This window comes from Nostoc mirabile CHAB5784 (assembly GCF_020829645.1).
GTDB lineage: Bacteria > Cyanobacteriota > Cyanobacteriia > Cyanobacteriales > Nostocaceae > Nostoc > Nostoc mirabile.
This window is the reverse complement of sequence record NZ_JAIVFS010000001.1, coordinates 266,390-289,107: the sequence shown is the minus strand read 5'-3', so window position 1 is coordinate 289,107 and position 22,718 is coordinate 266,390. Positions and strand designations below refer to the sequence as shown.

The following is a 22,718-nucleotide window of genomic DNA, read 5'->3' as shown; positions in this document are numbered from 1 at the left end:
GAGTTAGGAGTGAGGAGTTAAAAATTAAATCTTTCAACTCCTGTACAGACGCGATTAATCGCGTCTCTACTCCTCACTCTTGTACAGACGCGATTAATCGCGTCTCTCCTAATTAATCCAAAATCTAAAATCTAAAATTTAAATAACTGAACTATGCAAAAATTGCCGAATTTCCGCGATTACTACGAGATTTTAGGAGTATCTAAAGACGCCTCTGGTGAGGAAATTAAAAAAGTTTATCGGCGTTTAGCAAGGCAATATCACCCCGATCTTAATCCTGGTAACAAAGAATCTGAGGAAAAATTTAAGGATATTGGCGAAGCTTATGAAGTCCTTTCAGACTCAGCCAAGCGATCGCAGTACGACCAGTTTAGCCGCTACTGGAAGCAAAAAGGCTTTGCAGGCAACAAACAGACGCCAAAGGCTAAAACCTGGCAAAGTGGCGCTAGCGATCGCAACGGCAATCAGGACGTAGATCCAAGCCAATTCTCTGATTTTGAAAGCTTTATTAATCAAGTTATCGGCGTCAAAAATAAGAGTGGGGCAAGTAACTCCAATAACGGCAATACTAGCGATCCGTTTCGTTCGCCCAGAACAAAAGTTGCCTACACAGTTAGCACCCCACCTCGCACTACCCGTCGAGATATAGAAGCCAGATTAACGCTCCCATTAGAAAAAGCTTATCAAGGTGGTAATGAACGCATTCGTTTGGAAGATGGGCGATCGCTAGAAGTTAATATGCCTCCAGGTATGGTAACAGGTCAAACCATCCGTTTGCGGAACCAAGGCGTTGGTGGTGGCGACCTATACTTAAAAATTACCGTTAATCCTCATCCATTATTTAAGCTAGAAGGTTTAAATATTCTCTGCCAAGTCCCTGTTACTGCCACTGAGGCAGTTTTAGGAGGACAGGTAGAAGCACCAACTCTCGATGGCCCTGTAAAAATGACCATCCCTCAAGGAGTTAGGTCTGGTCAAAAATTACGACTAGGGAATAAAGGCTACCCCAGCGATGATGGCAAACGTGGCGATCAATTAGTGGAAATTCAAATAGTCACACCGAAAAATATTAGTCAAGAAGAACGGGAACTTTACGAAAAGTTACGGCAAATTGAAACCTTTAAACCCCGTGCTAATTTACTAGGTTAGGCATGAGATAGCATCTCCAGCTATTGACCAAAATAATTTGTAAGTAATGCTATAAATCCCTTAATTTATCAATGGAGAAAAAATGGAATCAATATTTTAAGCCCTCTCATTTATTCGTAGGGACTTAACTATGAATTACGAATTATTTTGACTTCAACCTTCATCTTGAAAAATAGTTTCTATATCTTGTGAGCCGTGCAATATACGTACAATTTCTATGCCTTCGTCTATTGGGCGATAAAAAATTAAATAGTTTTTTACCGGAAAACTTCGCAAAAAAGGTGCTAATTCAGGCCGTTCTCTGCCTAATTGAGGAAATTTAGCCAGTTTTGGAAAGCTTTCTCGCAGACTATCAAAAAGTCTATTAGCAGCTTTTAAATTATTTGGCGCTATATATTTCCAGATATTTTCAATATCTTGCCCTGCTTGAGTAGAAATCCGAAATCGACTCATAAAGAATCGCTGTCAGCCAATTTTTCCTGCCCTCGTGCTTTAATATTTGCAAAAAAAGCCGAAAGTGACTCATCATTATATTCAGTATACTGACCGCTCTCAAGTTGCTTAATACCAATATCGATCTGACTGCGTAACGCTTCTAGCTTGAATTTTTGGAGTTCTTCCTCAAGACGAGCGAGTTTATCTATCATCTGCTGAAACGCTTGCGCTTCATGTACCACAACCTCCGCTTTCCCGTTTACAGTTAGTACAAGTGGCGACTTTGTGGACTTGATCCGCTCTAGGTAATCCTTGGCATTGCGTTTAAAATCGGTGAGAGTTTGAATATTTTCGAGATTAATTTTGATATCCATCGCATCTAATTCAATGCTTTATCAAATATTTTATCAAATACTTGACCTGCTGTGTCTTCTTCCATGTTGCCCAATCACAAAGGATTTAGAATATAAAAAATATCTTTGAGCAAGGTGACTCAAACAGCCGTGAATCACAACGGGGCAATGCCACAAAGCAGTAAACCAACTTATTACTCCCTGCTAGGACTGCATCCCTCGGCATCGGTAATTGACATTCGTCGCGCTTATCGGCAACTGAGCAAACGCTATCATCCTGATACTACAGACTTGCCTACTGCGATCGCCACTCTCAAATTTCAGCAAATCAACGAAGCCTACGCCACCCTTAGCCATCCAGAACGGCGACTAAGCTACGATTCAAAAATTGGCTATTCTCGCTTTGCGGTGATTCAACCACCTCCTGACTTGAACCGTCCCGTCTCCCGTTCTCATGACTGGTCAAAATCAGCTTACCTCGATCCTAGCGATCGCCCCCTATCATCTGGCGAAATCTTTGCTTTATTTATGCTGGTGTTAACATTTGTAGGTTGTCTGCTACTAGCAGTTGCCATTGGTTTAACTCGTGGTGAGGCTGCTTTCCAAACGCATTTGCTACAGCCAACTCCATCTGTACAACAGCAAATTACCCATCTGTCTCAACTAATTACCCTTATAGTAATTAAAAACTAAAAAATTTCCTAATCCAAAATCGTTCGACTGAGCGTAGCCGAAGTCCAAAATCTAAAATCCAAAATTACTATGCCTCTTCTTCCCTCTGATACCCCCTTATATAATCATCCTTTGCCACAAATTGAACAGTGGCTAAAAAACCAAGGCTGTCAACAAGACGACACACAGAGGCATTGCTGGCATGTACAGCGCCCTAGTTGGAAAGCTGAACTATGGCTCGACGTTGAGCAAATCGTAGTGCGATATGTCCAATCTGGGGAAAATGGGCAAGATATCCAACGTTCATTTAAGTATTCTCTCAGTCGGGATGATGTAGAACAAGCGGTGTTTTCTGGGCCATAAATATCGCTTTTGAGGGAAAATATAGGGCGATCGCAGGAATAATAGTGGGTGACAACAACCGCTAATCATGAACCAATGCCTGAGATTATCTGGACATCCTATCTTCGTTACCGTGCAACCGGAAGAGGCTTTGATCTTGATCTGATTGAAAATATCCTACGCTTCTCCAGCGAACGATATTATGATGTAGAAACCGATCGGGCGATCGCAGTTGGAAAGCATGGTGAACAGCTAGTTTTAATTCCTTATGAACAAAGTGAAAATACAATTACACCGATTACAATTCACGCCACAACTCGACAACAAATTCGATTTCGTCTAAAAACCGGACGGTTAATCACAAATGTCTAACATTAAGCAACAATTGCCACAAATAAACTATTTTAAAGAAGAGGATATTCTTCATCTGCTCATCTCCGAAGAGCCAGAATCAGCAAGTATTGAAATTAGTCCAAATGTGACTGCTGAACTGAATGCAGCCGGAGAGTTGATAGGCGTGGAAATTCTCAATGCCAGTAATTACATCCGAGATTTTATTTTGGAATCTGTTCAAGGTAAGCTGTTGAACTTGGTTCGCAGCAAAGTATAGCCAGCGATCGCCGATCGTGTAGTGCGATCTCGCTCATCTTTTGAGTTGAGGTGCGTAGTTTACCGCCGCAGGCATCGCCAAAAGGGAGGAGAGCGAACCTGCGGTAGTAAACTACGCACTATGACTGCTAAATGCGATCGCCAGCCTTGTCTTCACTCTCCATCAAGGACATACCATTCTTCCAAAGCTCATATTCGCTAAGATCAATCTCCTCATTCCACACAATCCCATAGCCCCCTGGCTCTACTTTAAAGTTCTTAAAAAAAGCAGGTTGTCGAAGTGGAGAAAACATTGGAGTATCTAAGAGATGACGAATATCGTATTTTTTCACCTCTTGATTGGTAAATTCAATCACTAAAGTAGTATCATCCATTACTTTGGCTTGATGAATTCGGGGATACAACATAGCTGCTCCTAACTAAATTTACTTCAAAGGAGGTAGCTTACGAAACTCCTGGGTATTCCACATTTGTAACAGTTCTTGCTGGTATAAAGTTGCCCACTCTTGGACTAGCTTTTGTGCGCGATTTGGCAAATCTCCTTCAATGGTTTCAAGTGATTCAATGCTGACTAACGCATTGTACTCGCCATAGATTGCATGAAAATGAGGCGGAGGGTGATCGCCAAAGAAGACTTTAATCACAATTCCATAGAACCGTGCAACCTCTGGCATAACGATATCTAACAAATACTGAACCGCTTGATTCTACCAAAATGCGTAGTTTACCGCCGCAGGTATCGCTCATTGTTTGAGGGCGATCGCCAATCTTGTAGCTTCGCTAACGCATCCTAGCGAATTAATAAATGTACTATTTTATACTTTCCCAAATCGCCGCTCCCGTTGTTGGTAGGCGCACAAGGCGCGGTGAAACTCAGCCCGGTCAAAATCGGGCCAAAGAGCATCGGTGATGTAAATTTCTCCATAAGCCATTTGCCAGAGAAGGAAATTTGAGAGGCGCATTTCTCCACTGGTGCGAATTAACAAATCTGGGTCAGTAATTCCGGCTGTGTACAAGTGGCTCTCAAAGACCTGTTCATTAATTTCATCGGGTTGTAGCAGACCTTGCTGGACTTGTTTTGCGATCGCCTGACAAGCTTGTAATATCTCCTGTCGTCCGCCATAATTAGTTGCTACTGAAAACCGGATACCACCATTATCCTTGGTTGCTTCCATTGAACGGGATATTTCTTGTTGGAGCGATTGTGGCAGGGCCTGCAAATTTCCCACAAACTTAATTTGAACATTCTCTTCGACCATTTCCCGCAGTTCTTGGCGCAAAACTCTTTGAAACAGAGTCATCAAAAAATCCACCTCTTCCTGTGGTCTTTTCCAGTTCTCCGTTGAAAAAGCATAAGCCGTCAGCGCCTGAATTCCCCAATCCTGACAACAGCGAAGTAAATCCTTGAGAGCATCTACTCCTCGCTTATGGCCCATAATCCGAGGTAAACCCTGACGTTTAGCCCATCGACCATTGCCATCCATAATTACCGCAACGTGCTGCGGCAATAGTTCTCGTTTTAAGTCAGTAGGCAAATCTTGCAGTTTAGTTTGTTGTGCTGTCATTTTTTATCTCGAGAAGCGGTCGATGGTAATCTGAGTAAACGTGAAACCAGTGTTCGTGTCTTCCCACCTATCTGACGAACAAAACTTAACAGACCAGGAGCTACAGCTTCCCTATCCACGATTGGGGACAAAAGAGCCTCTAATGATTCTTTCAGCTTCCTAATCGTCAAGGGTCTATTTAGGGTTCCCCGTTCAGCTAAGGAAATGGAACCCGTTTCTTCAGACACAACGACACAAATGCAATTTTCGACCCGCTCAGTAATTCCCATTGCCGCCCGGTGGCGTGTTCCCAACTGGCGCGAGGCTGTGCGTCCCGAAAGTGGTAAAATTATACCCGATGAGATGATCCGCGATCCGCGAATTAATGTTGCCCCATCGTGTAACAAAGTTTTTGGCTGAAAAATTGTTTGGATCAGTTCTTTAGAAACCTCCGCATTTAGCTTTACTCCTGGCACAGAAAAATCTCGCTCATCAATTGGCCCTGTGGTTTCCACAATTAGTAAAGCTCCAATGCGGTTTTTTGACAATTCTTTAACAGCCTCAACAATTTCATCAATTACACTATCAGATTTGGGGATTGCCAGCCGATCGGGTTGAAACAGCTGGCGGAATTCGCCACGCCCCAATTGTTCCAAAAACCGCCGAAACTCTGACTGTAAAGCAACTGCCATCGCTACAGCACAACCAATTACCAACTTTTCCAATACAAAACTTAGCAGAGGTAGTCCTAATCTGCCACTTAGTGCTGAGGCTAGCATTAAGATAATGAATCCCCTCACCATCCACAGTGTCCGGCGCTCACTAATAATAACTAGTATCATGTACGTCAGCGCCAACACTAACACAATATCCAGAGTCCCAAGTAGCAAGGACTGTGACCATCCCAGGTTTATCAGCCATTGCTTCCACCAATCTCTCATGACATCTGGATTACACTTTTGCCTCTAATTACATTTAGTCATTAGTCAGTAGAGACGCGATTAATCGCGTCTCTACAATGGTCATTAGTCATTAGTTCCTGGCTAATGACCAATGACCAAGGACAAATGACTAAATTTTCAGCCTTTCTGGTAGGCGATCTTGTCGAATTAAGTCTTGATAAGTTTCACGTTGCAAAATTAAATTTGCTTCGCCATTCGCCACCACAACTGCTGCCGATCGGGGCAAGCGGTTGTAGTTAGATGCCATACTGTAATTGTACGCACCAGTTCCCATAACTACGAGAATATCTCCTGGTTCAGTCTTTGGAAGTAGTGCATTCTTAATCAGAATATCTCCTGATTCACAATGTTTACCAGCAATTGTGACTGTTTGGGTTAAAGGTGAAGACATTTTATTGGCAACTACTGCCCGATAAACTGATTGGTAAGTAATCGGGCGAGGATTATCAGACATTCCCCCATCGATCGCTACGTAGGTACGAATTTCTGGGATAACTTTGGATGAACCAATAGTATAAGCAGTGACGCAAGCTGTGGCAATTAGCGATCGCCCTGGTTCACTTAGTAATTTTGGCAAAGGCAGATTTTCGGTTGCACAAGCTTCTTGAATTACTTCACAAATCGCCTTCACCCACTCTTCAATGCTGGGGGGATCGTCTGATTCTATATACTTAATCCCTAAACCACCACCGACATTTAACTCTGTCAAATGTAAACCATACTTCGCCGCATCACGTAACCACTGTACCATCAGAGCCGCTAAATCTCGATGCGGTTGGCGCTCAAAAATTTGGGAACCGATATGAGCATGTAACCCTACGCAGTTAATGACAGATTGTTTACTGACAAAAGTAAATAATTCCCCTAACTCATTCGGATCAAAGCCAAATTTACTATCTAGTTGCCCCGTGCGAATATATTCATGTGTGTGACATTCAATACCCGGAGTCAAGCGCAACAAGAATCGAGGCTGTACGGAGGGGGAATTTGCCGTTTTGACAATTTCTACTAAAGTGCGTAACTCGTGCCAGTTATCCACGACAATAGTGCAGCCGACTTCTGTAGCAAAAATCAGTTCTTCACGAGATTTATTGTTGCTATGAAGATAGATTTTCTCAGGATTGACGCCTGCTTGCAGCGCAGTGTAGAGTTCACCGCCTGATGCGACATCAATTCCTAAACCAACGGAAGCGGCGATCGCACAAACTGCTAAACAATTCCAAGCTTTTGAGGCGTACAATACTTGAGATTCGCCCTTGTAGTATTGCTTGAAAGCGTCTCGGTATTGCTGACAAGCTGAACGTAAGGTTTCTTCATCTAAAATATATAAAGGTGAACCAAACTGCTCAACTAGGGTTGTGACATCACACCCACCAATTTGCAGGAGGTCATGATTATGAACTCTGGCAGTCAAGGGTAAAAGTTCTTGATTAGGCGATGGATTTGCCTTGGTGTCGTGCCTTTGAGGTAAATATTGACTTCCAGAATGTTGAACCCCAGTGGGGTGAGTCGATACCATAACTATAAAAATTTTCCTTGTTCAAATTACGGGCTTTGAGTTTGTCTCCCGATTCCCAGTGTACAAAGGGTTTGTAACGTTATTCAATAAATGTGATCTCATTAGACTTAGAAATTAAATTACTGGCATTAGAAAATCTCAGTGCTATTCTGGAACTCGATCAAGCCTGTTTTGGCGGACTTTGGACAATGGATGGCTACAAACGAGAATTGGATAGTCCCAACAGCGATATACTCGGTTTATTTTCCCCCTCCTCCAGCACAAGTTTGCTAGGAATGGGTTGCTTTTGGTCAATTTTAGATGAAGCCCACATTACAATTTTGGCGGTTCATCCCCAATATCACCGTCAAGGAATGGGTGCGGCTTTATTATATTCACTCATTAAGACAGCTTGCGATCGCAAAATGGAGCGAGCTACCCTCGAAGTCCGAGCTTCCAACTTGGCGGCAATATCTTTATATCAAAAATTTGGCTTTCAAACAGCTGGGCGGCGGCGGCGTTACTACCAAGATAACGATGAGGATGCCCTAATCCTTTGGCTGCCAGATTTACAACAGCGCAAATTTAAAGCAACTTTAGACCAGTGGTATTCCATTGTCAGCGATCGCCTCGATAAATCCTCTTGGCACTTGCTTTTTAACTAATTCGTAATTCGTAATGGGCTACGCCCCGCTACGCTAACGTAATTCGTAATTCATTACGAATTATTTAAGTTTTGGGCATTATTAATTTTGAATTATTGGGGCTTGTGATCAGCTTCAGCAAAAAAATGTAACTTTGCCACATCTATTTATATTTAAATATTTTATTTAAAACTAAATTTACATAATTAAATTATATATTAATTATTTTAACTTGATATTAAAAAATATATATGTTAAATATAAATGTTTGGGATTGAGTCAAGAAACCCTTAATCTAAGCAGTGAACTGTTTGTAATAAATCCCAAAAAGGCTGGTGAACTAAAGCTCCTCAGTACACTAGCCAGATAAGAGTAGTCAATAGTTAACAATTAGCCCATCAACCCAAGTCATAGCTTCAGGATGTCTATAATCTGTTATACAGGCATCCAAAAGCTTTGCCTGTGCTAAAATCAGCATACCGGCACGACCGCAGATGATGGGATAAAGCCATGTTTGAGCGCTTCACAGAAAAAGCCATTAAGGTAATCATGCTGGCCCAAGAAGAGGCCCGCCGTTTAGGTCACAACTTTGTCGGAACCGAGCAGATCCTCCTGGGTCTGATTGGCGAAGGCACTGGAGTGGCTGCCAAGGTGCTGAAATCAATGGGCGTCAATCTCAAAGATGCCCGAATTGAAGTTGAAAAAATTATAGGACGGGGATCGGGCTTTGTTGCTGTGGAAATTCCGTTTACGCCACGAGCAAAGCGAGTTTTAGAACTCTCATTGGAAGAAGCACGCCAACTGGGGCATAACTACATTGGCACCGAGCATCTGCTGTTGGGCCTAATCCGCGAAGGGGAAGGCGTCGCAGCCAGGGTGCTAGAAAACCTTGGTGTGGATCTATCTAAGGTAAGAACCCAAGTCATTCGGATGTTGGGAGAAACTGCCGAAGTTTCACCAGGCGGTTCATCCGGGCGCACAAAAACCCCGACTCTGGATGAATTTGGCTCAAACCTGACCCAAATGGCGATTGACAATAAGCTCGATCCAGTGGTGGGACGCGCCAAGGAAATTGAGCGGGTGATTCAGATATTGGGTCGCCGAACAAAAAATAACCCAGTGCTGATTGGAGAACCAGGGGTTGGCAAAACTGCGATCGCTGAAGGTTTAGCTTCACGCATTGCCACTAAAGATATCCCTGACATCCTGGAAGATAAACGCGTCGTCACACTGGATATTGGTTTGCTCGTAGCAGGAACCAAGTACCGGGGTGAATTTGAAGAACGCTTGAAAAAAATCATGGATGAAATCCGCTCTGCGGGTAATGTCATTCTCGTGATTGATGAGGTACACACCTTAATTGGTGCAGGTGCGGCAGAAGGTGCTATTGACGCAGCGAATATCCTCAAGCCAGCTTTGGCAAGAGGTGAGTTGCAGTGCATCGGTGCTACAACCCTAGATGAATACCGGAAGCACATCGAGCGAGATGCAGCTCTAGAGCGGCGTTTCCAGCCAGTGATGGTTGGTGAACCTACAGTTGATGAAACAATAGAAATTTTATATGGTCTGCGCGAACGCTACGAGCAACACCATAAACTGAAAATCTCCGACGAAGCATTGGTGGCGGCGGCAAAATTGTCAGACCGTTACATTAGCGATCGCTACCTCCCAGATAAAGCCATCGACTTGGTTGATGAAGCTGGTTCTAGGGTGCGCTTGATTAACTCCCAACTGCCACCCGCAGCCAAGGAGTTAGACAAAGAGCTGCGTCAGATATTAAAAGAAAAAGATGAGGCGGTGCGCTCTCAAGACTTTGACAAAGCTGGAGAACTGCGCGATCGGGAAATGGAAATCAAAGCTGAAATCCGGGCCATTGCTCAAAGCAAGACCAATGCAACTGGCACAGAAGGTGAAGAACCTGTAGTTACAGAAGAAGACATTGCCCACATTGTCGCTTCCTGGACTGGGGTACCGGTGAACAAACTCACCGAATCTGAATCTGAAAAGCTGCTGCACATGGAAGACACCTTGCATCAGCGTTTAATCGGTCAGGATGAAGCTGTGAGAGCAGTTTCACGGGCAATCCGTCGCGCTCGTGTTGGTTTGAAGAATCCCAACCGACCCATAGCTAGCTTTGTCTTCTCTGGGCCTACTGGTGTAGGTAAAACCGAGTTGGCGAAGTCATTGGCTGCTTACTTCTTCGGTTCCGAAGAAGCGATGATCCGTTTAGATATGTCCGAATACATGGAGCGTCACACCGTCAGCAAGCTGATTGGTTCGCCTCCTGGTTATGTTGGTTATAACGAAGGTGGTCAGCTGACCGAAGCCGTGCGGCGGCGTCCTTACACCGTGGTGTTGTTCGACGAAATCGAAAAAGCACACCCCGATGTATTCAATATGCTGCTGCAAATTTTGGAAGACGGTCGGTTAACTGATGCCAAAGGTCGCACGGTGGACTTCAAGAACACCTTGCTGATTTTAACTTCCAATATTGGTTCTAAGGTAATTGAAAAAGGCGGTAGCGGTATCGGCTTTGAATTCTCCGAAGATGCCAGCGAGTCAACTTACAACCGGATTCGCTCTTTGGTGAACGAAGAATTGAAGCAGTACTTCCGTCCAGAGTTCCTCAACCGACTCGATGAAATTATCGTCTTCCGTCAGTTGAGCAAGCCAGAGGTGACACAAATCGCCGAAATTATGCTCAAGGAAGTATTTGGTCGTCTAACTGAAAAGGGTATCACCTTAGAAGTTAGCGATCGCTTCAAGGATCGGTTGATCACTGAAGGTTACAGTCCCAGCTACGGCGCAAGGCCATTACGTCGGGCAATTATGCGCCTGTTAGAAGATAGCCTAGCAGAAGAGATTCTGTCTGGTCGCATTAAGGATGGCGATACAGCCTTAGTTGATGTGGATGAAAATGGCGTTGTGCAAGTTAGTTCTCAACAGCGTCGGGAATTGTTACCCCAAGGTGTTGAGTAAGATTTAGGGTTTGGGATTTAAGTCTCAAATAAAAAATTAGAAAACGGTAGAGTATTTATTGCTCTACCGTTTTTTTATTGTCAAATAGCAATCATCTTAAGTAAGGACAGAAAGTTTTCATGTTATTATTACTTGCTTTATAAATGAAACATAAAAAAGCTATTTAATAACTAATATAGTGTTTCCGAGCCTCAAATCTATATGCAGAAAGACTTTGACATCGTTTTGCTTAATGTATTGATATATCTGGGTTTAAGTTATTTTTGAGCATTTGGTGTATTTCCCTTACCCTGCATGAGTTTGAGGCTTGTTTATCCCTCAAAAATGTTTAAGTGCCAGTACTAACACTTAAAAAACTCAATTCAAAAAAATACAAATTAAGTATTATTACTATATAAAATTGTAAAAAAAAAGACGCATAATGATTGAAGTGAATGGGTCTCAACGCTGTAGGTTCGGGTTATCAAGGCGGCTTACAAGCACTTCTCGAACGCTACAAATAAGCAATTATTTATTGCAGAGACATAACTGATACTAGTAAAAAATTTAAGGAGTCTACCAAATCATGGCAGTTACACTTACAAAAGGACAACGTGTATCACTCGACAAAGTTGCACCAGGACTAACTGAGGTATTTATTGGTCTTGGATGGGATGTCAAAGTAACGGACACTGGCTTCGCCTTTGACTTAGATGCATCAGCTTTCCTGGTGGGGAGTAACGAAAAACTAATTTCAGATAACCACTTCATTTTCTACAACAATCTTGTCAGCCCAGATCCAAATAAGTCAGTTCAACACACGGGAGATAATCTGACAGGCGCAGGCGATGGCGATGATGAAGTCATCAAAATTAATCTGCAAAAGGTTCCTGCTGATGTTCATCAAATTTTTATTACTGTAACTATTCATGAAGCCGCAGAACGGAAGCAAAATTTTGGTCAAGTTCAAAATGCTTTTGTGCGCGTCGTTAATGCTCAAAGCAACCAAGAAGTAGTCCGGTATGACCTAGTGGAGGATTACTCAATCGAAACTGCATTAATTATGGCTGAACTCTATCGTAAAGACGGAGAGTGGCGTTTAAATGCTGTTGGTTCAGGCTATCAAGGTGGATTAAAAGCTTTATTAGACCGTTTTAGCTAGGAGATTGAGTATGGCAATTAGTTTACAGAAAGGACAACGGATTTCACTTTCTAAAGAAGCTCCTGGTCTAAGCAAAATGATGTGTGGACTGGGCTGGGATGTCGCTAAACGCTCAGGCGGTGGATTTTTTAGTAATTTTGGTGGCGGTGGTCAAGACTATGACCTAGATGCATCTGTAATCTGTCTGGATGCAAATGGCAAATTAACCGCTAAAGAGAATATTATCTACTTCGGTAATCTTCAGCATTTGTCTGGAGCCATAACTCACACAGGGGACAATTTAACTGGTGCAGGTGATGGCGATGATGAAGTGATTATAGTTGATTTGCCGCGCATACCTGCCCAGATTGTAAAGTTACTCTTCGTAGTCAATATTTACGATTGCATTGCCCGTAAGCAGGACTTTAGTCAAATTGAAAATGCTTTTGTGCGCCTGGTTAATGCAGCTAATAACAAAGAACTGGCTCGATATAACCTCTCCGGTAAGGAGTATTTGGGCATGACTGGGATGGTCTTAGCTGAAGTGTATCGACACAATGATGACTGGAAACTAGCAGCTATTGGCAATGGTGTCAATGTCAATGGCTTAGGTGAACTCGCTGGCTCTTACTCTTAAATACTGAGCAAACTTGTAATTATGCCTATTACACTTCAAAAGAGTGGCGATTCCCACAAAATAGACCTGAGTAAAGCAGGTAACTCTAAGCAACTGACGGTTCATATCAACCTGAATTGGAATCAGCAGTCCAATCAAAACGCTGGATTCTTTTCTAAGTTGCTTGGAGGTAATAATGCTCCTGACCTTGACTTAGGCTGTATGTATGAAACTGTAAATGGTGAAAAAGGGGTCATCCAGCCTCTAGGAGGAAATTTTGGAGCCAAAAATTCTTCTCCTTACATCTTTCTTGATAAAGATGACCGTACTGGAGCAGCCTCAGACGGCGAAAATATGTTCATTTACAGACCTGATACTATCAAACGAGTGATGTTTTTTGCTCTCATCTATCAGGGAGCGGCTGATTTTAGGTCTGTCGGTGGTCGAATGTTTTTCAAGATTAGTAATGGGGAAGAAATTTGTTTGGAACTCAATAACCCAGATACAAATCGACCTTTCTGTGCAGCGGCTATGGTAAGTAACATTGCCTCTGAAATTACGATTTTAAAGGAAGAGAAATACTTTAGTGGACATAAAGAGGCAGACGATTACTATCGTTTTGGCTTTAGCTGGGTAGCTGGCTCTAAGTAAAATGTCGCTCTACGATCGCCTGAATCTAACTAAGACAAATCGTAAGCTACAAGTTCCGATTTGGGAACGAATTAACCTTGATAGACCTTCAAAACCTCGCTGTCAAGGTTGCCGTTCTCATATCCAAACTAATTGGCGAGTGTGTCCATATTGTGGATGGTTGATTGTTGCAAAAAACAGCGAAATTCGCCATTGTGTTTGGGTCAATATTTCAGGTATGTTTATCGACATTGAAGATAATAGCACCATGCTAGAAGTTATGGCAGATGCGCTTGCTAAAGTCTTTAGTGCTTTTAGGAGTGTCAATGTGTTTTTGACCTCAGAACCACCTGATGAAAATGAGTGGAACCAAAACTTTACCCATGTCTATGTGTTCGTTGATCAAGAACCAGTTGACTATCTAGGGATTGCTAGTTTCCGTCATAGTAAAGTTACAGACTGTGCAGCTGTTCGTATAGACCAAGTACTTAATGCTTCTTACCGAGCGAGTCTGAATCTGAGCCAATTGTCTAACTTGATTGCTAATACTATTACCCACGAAATTGGTCACACTTTGGGATTAGACCACTCACAACTATCAACAGATGTGATGCACGATGGACTTGATCATGGAATTCACAGTTTGATGCCTCCCTCATTTCATGCTCAACAGATCATCTTGATGAATAACGCCATTCGTAAATATAAACATTCATCATCATGAATTTGGATTGAACTTCAAAGAGCAATACCGTTCAGTTAAGCTCAATATTCTTGGTATAGGCACGAAATTTTGTGTCTATACAGCTAATTACTTTATTTAATAATTAGGAATTTAAAAAGATGAAATCCCCAGCAGGAAGTATAATTTTTTTATTTGGTTTGTTTCTGTTTTTTGGCAATATATTTGGCTTTTTTAAAACATTCCCTTTTGCAGGGTTCATAACAATGGGAGTTGGTAGTGCATTAATGAAAACAGATGAATAATTACAAATACAGTGATAAACAGTTAATTTTGTTAATTTTAAAAAATTGTAATGGCGTTAGACTATAGATTGCCATTAAACAATTATGTATAGTATTCTTCAATACCAGAAGTGTTGATGTGTAATTTAGCTCAGATACTAATTTTGAAAAGTCAATGGATACAATATGCTTACTAATAGTAATAAGCTCAACAAGACTCAATTATCATATCAAGGACTAACTTCGGAAAAGGTTAAGCTTAATCGTCAAAAATATGGTACTAATGTTCTCACTCCTCCAGAACGAGAGCCATTGTGGAAATTGTTCTTAGAAAAATTTGAAGATCCAGTAATTCGGATTCTGATGATTGCGGCTGCGATCGCTATTAGTGTCGGGATTTTTGAGGGTGAATATGCTGAAGGCTTAGGGATTGTAGCTGCTATCTTATTAGCGACAACTCTCGCTTTTTTTAACGAATACAAAGCCAGTAAAGAATTTGACATTCTCAATCAAGTTTATGATGAAGTTTCTATCAAAGTCATCCGAGATAGCAGCTTTACCACCGTTAAACGCAAAGATTTAGTTTTTGGTGATATTGTATATGTAGAACAAGGTGAAGAAATCCCAGCTGATGGACAAATTTTAGAAGAAATATCTTTAGAAATTGACCAGTCAAAAATCACGGGAGAAGCGGAACCAGTTAAAAAGCTTAATCAGGCTGACGCAGAAAATCAAAGTATTGAAGAAGGAACCTACCCAGCTTACAAGATTTATCGCAGTACGATTGTTGAACAAGGACAGGGTTATTTTGAAGTCACTGCGGTTGGTGACAATACAGAAATTGGTAAATTGGCAACAGCAATTGCCAGCATCGAAACCACACAAGACACACCGCTTAATCACCAACTAGAAAAACTTAGTAAACTCATTGGTGTAGTTGGTCTTGGATTTGCTGGTTTTACTTTCGTATCTTTGCTGGTGCGCGGTTTTGTCACTAAAGAATTAAGCCTGAGTTCTCAACAATGGTATGTTGTCGGACTGTCAATTATTAGTGTGCTAGTAGCACTTAGCCGAGTATGGCTACCTGTGATTTATGATGGTCTGGAGCTAGCTGGTAGCAAACTTGTAGCACCAAAATGGCTGGAAAATAATAGTCTTCCTAGTTGGCTAAAAACAGTTGGTATAGGATTAGTATTTTTCACTATCGGACTTGCTTTAGGCTATCCTCTAGGACTAATTCCTGGCTCTATAAATAGCTGGGTTCCTGGTAGTGTTGCCAAAGCATTACTGCACTACTTTATGGTAGCTGTGACAATTATTGTGGTAGCTGTGCCAGAAGGTTTGGCGATGAGTGTTACCCTCAGCCTTGCCTACAGTATGAAAAAGATGGCGGCTTCCAATAATTTGGTGCGTCGGATGCACGCTTGCGAAACTATTGGTTCAGCTACGGTAATTTGCTCTGATAAGACTGGCACTCTTACCCAAAATCAAATGCGGGTGTATGAAGTCAATTTTCCCAGTCTGAATTCTCAACTGTTGCCAGCGCTTAAAGATGTCAAAGGGTTAATAGCAGAGGCGATCGCAGTCAATAGTACTGCTGATTTAGAGAAAAAAGCTTTGCAGGCTCCTCGTCCCATTGGCAATGCTACAGAAGGAGCTTTACTTTTATGGCTAGATAGCCAAGATATTGATTACATATCTTACCGAGGTAACTTTCAAATCAAATCCCGAATGCCTTTTTGTGGTCAGAAAAAATACATGGGCACAATCGGCATTTCCTCTGTAACTGGGGAGGATGTGCTTTATGTAAAAGGAGCGCCAGAGGTAATTTTAGAGCGTTGCTCGCAAATTATTACACAGCAAGGACTAGAATCACTCAAGAATAAAGCCGCGATCGCATCTGCAATTAAAGAATATCAAAGACGAGGAATGCGGGCACTAGGGTTTGCTTACCATGAAGTCTCACAGCATTCGAGTGAGACGAACTTGGACGAAATTGCTCACGACATGACTTGGCTGGGGTTTGTGGCAATTTTAGACCCCTTGCGTCCAGAAGTACCTGATGCCATCCAAGCCTGCTTAGATGCAGGAATACAAGTCAAAGTTGTAACAGGTGATAACTCGGAGACGGCTAAGGAAATTGCTCGTCAAATTGGACTTTGGCAACAAGAAGATGACTTTAATAGCGGTTATTTACATTTGACTGGTCAACAATTTGACCAACTGAGTGACGAAGAAGCAAGTCAGGCAGTGCTGCAATTAAAGGTACTTTCCAGAGCGCGACCACTTGATAAGCTGCGGCTAGTAAAACTATTACAGGAAAATGGTGAGGTGGTAGGTGTCACCGGAGATGGTACAAACGATGCAGCTGCTCTCAAGCAAGCTCAGGTAGGTCTAGCAATGGGAAGTGGTACAGCGATCGCTAAAGAAGCCAGTGACATCATTTTGCTTGACGATTCTTTTCGCAGTATTGTAAATGCAGTTGTTTGGGGGCGATCACTTTATCAAAATATCCAAAGATTTATTCTATTTCAGTTAACAATCAACGTTGTGGCGTTAGGAATTGCTTTAGTAGGGCCATTTATTGGTGTAGCGCTACCTCTAACTGTCACCCAAATGCTCTGGGTAAACTTAATTATGGATACCTTTGCTGCTTTGGCTTTGGCGACGGAACCCCCTCATCGGAGCGTCATGCAGCACTCTCCCCGTAACCCAGAAGCCTTTATTGTCACCAAAGCAATGGCACAGAATATTTTTACTGTTGGGTTAGCATTTTTGCTTTTTCTGGTTGGTTTCTTACGCTATATCCGTCGAGATGGAGAAATCACTCCTTATGAGCTTTCCGTGTTCTTCGGCGTGTTCGTAATGTTACAATTCTGGAATTTGTTCAATGCTCGATGCTTGGGGTTAAAACAGTCTGCCTTCAAAGGTTTGTCTAAGAATAAAGGATTTGTAGCGATCGCTATTACCATTTTTGTCGGACAGATATTAATTATTCAGTTTGGTGGTAGCGTTTTTAGAACAGTACCTTTGTCTTTGGTAGACTGGATAAGTGTAATTGTTGTAACATCGACAGTGCTTTGGATTGGTGAGCTATGGCGCTTCATAATGCGGTTGAAATTGAAAAGTCATCTGCGATAATCCTATTAACTACTGCAAATTTTGGCAAATCCTTGGTAAACCGATATCAAAAATAGCATCGGTAATTTTAATTCCAAGGCGTTGAGTAAAATTTAGAGTTTGGGATTTAAATCTCAAATAAAAATTAGAAATCGGTAGAGTATTTATTGCTCTACCGTTTTTTGTGTAAAAATATCTGGGTTTGCGATCGTTATATTTTTATCGTAATTTTGAAATCTAGCTGTTTTTAGTGTAAATCCTGGAAAGACAAAAAACTTAACTCTTAATCATGAGTGGAATTAATCGTCAAATTACCCTTGACGTAAGACAAGTTGCCAAGCACATAGCAGGTACACCTCAAAGTCAAAGACTTCTCAAACGAGGACTTGCCGCTCATGTATTTAACGATGAACCTACAATGAATAGAGTTACTCAAGCCATAATAGAAAATGGGCAGTTCACCGGAATGATTCGAGGATATGACCGTTATGGGATGTTTTTTGATGAACCAATAGGTTATAGAATCAGTCCAGATGGTAGCCGTATTCTACTTTACTATGGGGAGATAAAAATCAATGCAGACGACCAATACCACGTCATCCCCCGCACAAGACCGAGTGAAGAATAACTGGGAATTTACAGAAGTATGGATAGATCCAATGTTATCCCCTCCATACATTCTTTTATTGCTTTGCGATAGTGAAGATAGCTGCCAAATTTATGATCCGGCGCAGGGTTATAAAGTTGTATTTTTTAGTAATGACTATAATACAGCCAAGTTCTGGTTACTAGAAGATGAGTATGAACCAATTCAAGGTAGGCTTTTAGCTGCGGAATTAGCCTAAGTTACTAGAGAGTTTTTAGAGAATATGATTGAAAACACTTGCATAAGTCTTATGATTTACGCAAGTGTTACCAGCACCGACTAAGGTCAGTAGTTACTTGTCAATTAGCCACCCACACTCTAGCCGTGTTCAATTCCGCTAGTCCAGTCCATTTTGAGATGCTAGTGCTATGCTGTGAATATTTGACATAGCTTTAATGCTAAAACTATGAAAACTTTCACTGCAATTGTTGAGCGAGATTCTGATACAAAGCTTTATGTTGGCTATGTTCCCGGATTTCCTGGAGCGCACTCTCAGGCAGAAACATTGGATGAATTACAAGAGAATCTGCGTGAAGTAATTGAGATGCTTCTGGAGGATGAAAATTTAGCATTCGATACAGAGTTTGTTGGTACACAACAAATTGTAATCCAGTAGATTATGAGCAAGATCCCAATTTTGAAACCACAAGAGGTTGTTCGGATACTAGAAAGCCTTGGGTTTGTAGAGGTGCGTCAGAAAGGTTCGCATAAGCAGTTTCGCCACGAAGATGGTCGGGGAACAACCGTACCTTTTCATAAGGGACGTGATATCTCGCCTAAATTGCTACGGCAAATTGCAAGTGACATTGGTTTGACTGTTGAAGAAATGTTGGGGTAGCAGTCAAACTAATACTTACTTCTAACAGATAGTCGAAACTTTTGGTGCTGAGTCTAGCGACATTATGAAAATGTTCTTTATTTTGATAACGCTCAGTGGATTTCTCGCGCTTGTGGAATCGAGGTGCGGTTTTATGATGATTTAGAGAATATGCTGGCGAAGTATCATGTTGACTCTGGACAATTTATTCCGGTGATTAATAATCTTTCTGAAGTCGATTTAGATATAAATCCTTGGTAAAAGTTGGAGCATTTTATTGAGAGTTAAGATGCACTAATAAAGATGCGATCGCCTTTCGCAGATGATTTCAGGTATCATTTACCGATATAATCAGTAGAGAAATCAAGTAAAGTCGATATGAAGCCCACAAACGAACAAACTCAGGGACTCTACAGGCTTTGTTATCGACTTACTAATGTAATTTACCCTGGATGGCCATACACAAACATCGAACTTGTTAGGGTAGATGAACGTACTGGCAACTTATACGTACTTGCTGGCGAAAATCTGGACTTTGAGATTAAACCAACCGGAGGGTATGAACCATGACAGTAGCTAAGTATGAAGCAATGAATCTCAATGAACTACGTCGCTATGTTCTCACTCACCGAGAAGATGTTGCAGCTTTCCATGTGTATATTGATCGCTCAAAGTCTGAAGGGCAAATGATCAGCATAGACTTGAATGATGAGAATTGGGAAGACAAAGTTAAAGAAGCAATTAAATATAGTTCCAATGCTATTCGTTGGTACTGTAATAATACACCAAAATATACTAAAGAAGCTCAGATAATTTCTGAATGGTGGAATCATTTAGATAATAAATTTGTTACCAAGCATCATCTTACTGGGATAGAAATTGATCAAGCAACTGGAATCTGGGAACCAATTCAAATTAACCCGCCACTGCAAATACGCATCAGTGAACCAAGTCTAGAAATTGGTCAATTTACTACATTGCTCAAATATAGAGGTCAAGATAACTCTATAAAACAAATAGAAGCCGTTGCTATTGACCTGGATATTGCAAAGCAAAATCTATTTGTTTGGCCGACTCAAGCAGCAGAGGTTTTTATTTTCTCAACAGAGGCTACTTAACACTTCGCTGTACTCAGTTCTAATTTCACTGAGATATTTTTTACTCTCAACATCTCTATATTTTGTGCGGTGATTCTCCTTTTGTTCAAGATTAGAGCCGTGAACTAAAGGGTTCCTATCGCTTTTGGGCATAGCTCTAATTTCTCTTGAAGATGAAGTGCGATCGCTTTAGCAAGAAGAATATCACCGCATGATTTACGCTGGTATTTTGAGCGATCGCAAAGTTGAACTAGTCAAAGGATAAATTGTCGAAATCTCACCGAAGGAGAACAGGTTAAGGTGTGCTACCGTACTTTATAGTTTAATATCTGGTAAATTTCTGAGATATTGATTAACTAAAACCCATTGCATTATAGCTTGATAGTAAAATTAGTACACAGTAGTAACAAAGGAACAAAAACATGCATTGCATACTTTTAAGCCGCGAAGAAGTTGCACGACGTGCGAAAGAACTATACGAAAACAGCATTCGTCAACAAGTGAAACGAGAAGAAAACATCGGTAAAATGGTGATTATTGATATAGAAACAGGTGAATACGCAGTTGACAAAACAGGCTTAGAATCGGCACATCTATTACGCAAAAATAATCCATTTGCTCGACTATATGGTATTCGTATTGGTTATAAAGTTGCTGTTTCCTTCTGTGGTTTTCTGGAGCGTGATTTATAGTGATTTCCGGTATTGTCAAGGATGCACACGCAACTATTAATGTAGAATTTCGACTGCCAAATTTACCAGATTTTACGATTGAATTTGTTATAGACACAGGTTTTACAGATTACCTTTGTTTACCACCGGAAATAAAGAATCATCAGGAGGAATCAATCGTCATGAGTGTGATAGTTGCTAAGTGGACGATTGACGAATATCACCACATGATTGACGCTGGCATTTTGAGCGATCGCAAAGTTGAACTACTCAAAGGAGAAATTGTCGAAATCTTCGCGGAAGGAGAACAGGGTGAGATGGAGCGTGATTATCGGTGATTTATGGTATTGTCAAGAACGGACGCGCAACCATTAATATCATATTTCGACTAACCAATCAACCAGATTTATATATGGACTTTCTATCAACAGTAATGAGAATTATTACTCCACCCATCAAGCTAATTTGACAAACAAATACACATCATCACGCTGATATTTCAACTGAAATTCTTGATTATTTTTCAGTTGATTGACCAAGCTAGCAGCAAACTCCTGACTACTTGACAAGCTGGGATGACGGACATTGAGCAATACATAATTATAAGCATTTAAATCAGTTGGTGGGGAATCGGCATTTGTATAGTTAATCAATTTTCGGTTGCTTAAATGCGGAGAAATTTGTGCTGTGGTGTAAACACTTCCTTTAGTTTGAATCTGAGCGATCGCTTGTTTTGTAGCTTGCCAAGTATCTATAGACTCTAAATATTTACCTCCAAAATGGGTAAATTTTGCCAGACTTAAAAACGCCACCAATGACCACAGAATAATCGCTCGTTTATTTTGTAGCCATCCTTTACCTGCGGCGAGACTAGAAATTACAGCCAACAACAGGAATGGTAACGCTGGAATAGAGTACTGATGTACCAAGTCTTTTTGAGGTTGGTAATCAGCTAGAATGTTGAGCGCCAAACAAGGAATAGCTCCTACCAAAGGTTTTATTCCTTGTGGGGAAAGCCCCCAAATCACAGGTGCTAGCAGCAGAAGCAAATATCCCAGGTTATCCAGGGAAAAAACCTTTCCCAAGATCAGTCCTGGCTGAAACACTATATTTTTAGCAATGCCTAGAACGGAATTACCTAAATAGCTGTAACGTCCCACTGCTCCAGCTTCTGCACCGCTGAAAAAAGGAATAATTACCTGAGTAGCAATAATAAACCAGCCGATACCAGCACAAAGAGCGATCGCACCATATAAACGCCGCTTTTCAAACAACAGTAACCAAACTCCCATTGCGGCAACGGTGAGGGACAATACCTCCTTACATCCCAAGACCGCAAAAATACTTAAACAAAACCACCCCAACTGACCTAACCGTGCTGCTAAAACCGCAGCCAAGAGTAGTGGTACAGCTATCACTTCTGGATGAAAATCAAATAAATTGGCGTTAAACACCAACGGATACAGGAGATATACAAATACGATCGCTATTGCTTGGTTTTCCTTCAGTCCAGCTTGACGGGCTAGATGCCAAGTAGGCAAAGCCCCTAATGCCAAGGCCGCTGCCTGCACGGCAAATAACCAGTAAACACTGGGGTAGATTTTATACAGTAAAGCCAAGGGATAGAACATCCAAGCAGCATGATCGCCGAGAATATGAAAACCCATGAAAGAACTAATAGGCGGTTGCCCTTGACTAATTAAATAAACTGCCTGATCAAAAATTCCTAAGTCAAAAGCGGTTGATTGAAATAACTCGTGTCGTAAGCTGCTGCACCCAAACAAAATTAAGGCACTTACACCAATTATCCAACCAACTGAACCAAGCTGATTCAGTTTTTTCCTCATC

General features: G+C 41.5%; 27 protein-coding genes and 1 pseudogene. 20 read left to right on the top strand and 8 right to left on the bottom strand.

The genetic code is table 11. The features are described 5' to 3' along the window. Positions 1–153: 153 nt before the first annotated feature. On the top strand, positions 154–1,149 hold the full coding sequence (locus tag LC653_RS01430) for a DnaJ C-terminal domain-containing protein (protein ID WP_229492252.1): 996 nt from the start codon (positions 154–156) through the stop codon (positions 1,147–1,149). Positions 1,150–1,302: 153 nt separating this feature from the next. Here the strand turns inward: LC653_RS01430 and LC653_RS01425 are convergent, their stop codons facing one another. Both LC653_RS01425 and LC653_RS01420 read right to left on the bottom strand, forming a co-directional pair. Then, complete coding sequence (locus LC653_RS01425) at positions 1,303–1,602, bottom strand: type II toxin-antitoxin system RelE/ParE family toxin (protein ID WP_229492251.1); 300 nt, start codon at positions 1,600–1,602, stop codon at positions 1,303–1,305. After that, positions 1,599–1,958: a type II toxin-antitoxin system Phd/YefM family antitoxin gene (locus tag LC653_RS01420; RefSeq protein WP_229492250.1), complete on the bottom strand. Its 360-nt coding sequence runs from the start codon at positions 1,956–1,958 to the stop codon at positions 1,599–1,601. The genes LC653_RS01425 and LC653_RS01420 overlap by 4 nt, the downstream gene beginning before the upstream one ends. A gap of 147 nt (positions 1,959–2,105) precedes the next feature. On the opposite strand from LC653_RS01420, the gene LC653_RS01415 reads away from it, so the two are divergent. The 4 genes from LC653_RS01415 (at position 2,106) to LC653_RS01400 (ending at position 3,561) form a co-directional block, all read left to right on the top strand. Beyond that, entirely contained in the window at positions 2,106–2,630 is a 525-nt protein-coding gene (locus tag LC653_RS01415; protein ID WP_229492325.1) for a J domain-containing protein, read from the top strand. Positions 2,631–2,699: 69 nt separating this feature from the next. Beyond that, complete coding sequence (locus tag LC653_RS01410; RefSeq protein WP_229462475.1) at positions 2,700–2,972, top strand: DUF3143 domain-containing protein; 273 nt, start codon at positions 2,700–2,702, stop codon at positions 2,970–2,972. 48 nt (positions 2,973–3,020) lie between these two features. Then, a complete protein-coding gene (locus LC653_RS01405; RefSeq protein WP_229492249.1) occupies positions 3,021–3,323 on the top strand; it encodes a hypothetical protein in 303 nt (100 codons plus the stop codon). Beyond that, the gene (locus LC653_RS01400) at positions 3,316–3,561 is read left to right on the top strand and encodes a DUF2283 domain-containing protein (protein ID WP_229492248.1); all 246 of its coding nucleotides are present in this window, start codon (positions 3,316–3,318) and stop codon (positions 3,559–3,561) included. The genes LC653_RS01405 and LC653_RS01400 overlap by 8 nt, the downstream gene beginning before the upstream one ends. 127 nt (positions 3,562–3,688) lie before the next feature. On the opposite strand, the gene LC653_RS01395 is transcribed toward LC653_RS01400, so the two are convergent. The 5 genes from LC653_RS01395 to lysA all read right to left on the bottom strand — a co-directional run bounded on the left by LC653_RS01395 (position 3,689) and on the right by lysA (position 7,585). Continuing rightward, positions 3,689–3,967 (bottom strand): DUF2442 domain-containing protein, encoded by a 279-nt coding sequence (locus tag LC653_RS01395; RefSeq protein WP_229492247.1) that lies wholly within the window; start codon positions 3,965–3,967, stop codon positions 3,689–3,691. A gap of 18 nt (positions 3,968–3,985) precedes the next feature. Then, positions 3,986–4,249 (bottom strand): type II toxin-antitoxin system toxin DhiT, encoded by a 264-nt coding sequence (gene dhiT, locus LC653_RS01390; protein ID WP_229492246.1) that lies wholly within the window; start codon positions 4,247–4,249, stop codon positions 3,986–3,988. 126 nt (positions 4,250–4,375) lie between these two features. Then, on the bottom strand, positions 4,376–5,125 hold the full coding sequence (uppS, locus tag LC653_RS01385) for an undecaprenyl pyrophosphate synthase (protein WP_229492245.1): 750 nt from the start codon (positions 5,123–5,125) through the stop codon (positions 4,376–4,378). Then, the gene (gene cdaA / locus LC653_RS01380; RefSeq protein ID WP_229492244.1) at positions 5,122–6,045 is read right to left on the bottom strand and encodes a diadenylate cyclase CdaA; all 924 of its coding nucleotides are present in this window, start codon (positions 6,043–6,045) and stop codon (positions 5,122–5,124) included. The genes uppS and cdaA overlap by 4 nt, the downstream gene beginning before the upstream one ends. 130 nt (positions 6,046–6,175) lie before the next feature. Further along, entirely contained in the window at positions 6,176–7,585 is a 1,410-nt protein-coding gene (lysA, locus tag LC653_RS01375; protein ID WP_229492243.1) for a diaminopimelate decarboxylase, read from the bottom strand. Between the two features lie 92 nt (positions 7,586–7,677). On the opposite strand from lysA, the gene rimI reads away from it, so the two are divergent. The 15 genes and pseudogenes from rimI to LC653_RS47165 form a co-directional block, all read left to right on the top strand. Next, positions 7,678–8,229 carry a ribosomal protein S18-alanine N-acetyltransferase gene (rimI, locus tag LC653_RS01370; RefSeq protein ID WP_229492242.1) on the top strand — a complete coding sequence of 184 codons (552 nt, stop codon included), beginning with the start codon at positions 7,678–7,680 and terminating at the stop codon, positions 8,227–8,229. Between the two features lie 489 nt (positions 8,230–8,718). Next, complete coding sequence (locus tag LC653_RS01365; protein WP_229492241.1) at positions 8,719–11,187, top strand: ATP-dependent Clp protease ATP-binding subunit; 2,469 nt, start codon at positions 8,719–8,721, stop codon at positions 11,185–11,187. 565 nt (positions 11,188–11,752) lie between these two features. Further along, positions 11,753–12,328, top strand: coding sequence for a TerD family protein (locus LC653_RS01360; protein ID WP_229492240.1), 576 nt, complete (start codon positions 11,753–11,755; stop codon positions 12,326–12,328). A gap of 10 nt (positions 12,329–12,338) precedes the next feature. Beyond that, entirely contained in the window at positions 12,339–12,944 is a 606-nt protein-coding gene (locus LC653_RS01355; protein ID WP_229492239.1) for a TerD family protein, read from the top strand. Positions 12,945–12,965: 21 nt separating this feature from the next. Next, complete coding sequence (locus LC653_RS01350; protein ID WP_229492238.1) at positions 12,966–13,574, top strand: tellurium resistance protein TerA; 609 nt, start codon at positions 12,966–12,968, stop codon at positions 13,572–13,574. A 1-nt stretch (position 13,575) separates the two neighbouring features. Further along, a complete protein-coding gene (locus LC653_RS01345) occupies positions 13,576–14,277 on the top strand; it encodes a zinc-dependent metalloprotease family protein (RefSeq protein WP_229492237.1) in 702 nt (233 codons plus the stop codon). Positions 14,278–14,705: 428 nt separating this feature from the next. Continuing rightward, the gene (locus LC653_RS01340) at positions 14,706–17,660 is read left to right on the top strand and encodes a calcium-translocating P-type ATPase, PMCA-type (protein ID WP_229492236.1); all 2,955 of its coding nucleotides are present in this window, start codon (positions 14,706–14,708) and stop codon (positions 17,658–17,660) included. Between the two features lie 268 nt (positions 17,661–17,928). Continuing rightward, complete coding sequence (locus tag LC653_RS01335) at positions 17,929–18,267, top strand: DUF6972 family protein (protein ID WP_229492235.1); 339 nt, start codon at positions 17,929–17,931, stop codon at positions 18,265–18,267. Beyond that, entirely contained in the window at positions 18,215–18,484 is a 270-nt protein-coding gene (locus LC653_RS01330) for a hypothetical protein (RefSeq protein ID WP_229492234.1), read from the top strand. Before LC653_RS01335 ends, LC653_RS01330 begins: the two co-directional genes overlap by 53 nt. A gap of 207 nt (positions 18,485–18,691) precedes the next feature. Further along, the gene (locus tag LC653_RS01325) at positions 18,692–18,901 is read left to right on the top strand and encodes a type II toxin-antitoxin system HicB family antitoxin (protein ID WP_196521206.1); all 210 of its coding nucleotides are present in this window, start codon (positions 18,692–18,694) and stop codon (positions 18,899–18,901) included. 3 nt (positions 18,902–18,904) lie between these two features. Continuing rightward, positions 18,905–19,123, top strand: a complete 219-nt coding sequence (locus LC653_RS01320; protein ID WP_229492233.1) for a type II toxin-antitoxin system HicA family toxin — start codon at positions 18,905–18,907, stop codon at positions 19,121–19,123. Between the two features lie 357 nt (positions 19,124–19,480). After that, the gene (locus LC653_RS01315; RefSeq protein WP_190876219.1) at positions 19,481–19,672 is read left to right on the top strand and encodes a DUF6888 family protein; all 192 of its coding nucleotides are present in this window, start codon (positions 19,481–19,483) and stop codon (positions 19,670–19,672) included. Next, a complete protein-coding gene (locus tag LC653_RS01310; RefSeq protein ID WP_229492232.1) occupies positions 19,669–20,220 on the top strand; it encodes a DUF6887 family protein in 552 nt (183 codons plus the stop codon). The genes LC653_RS01315 and LC653_RS01310 overlap by 4 nt, the downstream gene beginning before the upstream one ends. Before the next feature lie 401 nt (positions 20,221–20,621). Beyond that, positions 20,622–20,891, top strand: coding sequence for a hypothetical protein (locus LC653_RS01305; protein ID WP_229492231.1), 270 nt, complete (start codon positions 20,622–20,624; stop codon positions 20,889–20,891). A gap of 161 nt (positions 20,892–21,052) precedes the next feature. Next, a pseudogene (locus tag LC653_RS47165) lies at positions 21,053–21,178 on the top strand (Uma2 family endonuclease); the annotation flags it as partial. A 147-nt stretch (positions 21,179–21,325) separates the two neighbouring features. Here LC653_RS47165 and LC653_RS01295 read toward each other — a convergent pair. Continuing rightward, positions 21,326–22,717 (bottom strand): DUF2079 domain-containing protein, encoded by a 1,392-nt coding sequence (locus LC653_RS01295; RefSeq protein WP_229492229.1) that lies wholly within the window; start codon positions 22,715–22,717, stop codon positions 21,326–21,328. Position 22,718: the final 1 nt, after the last annotated feature.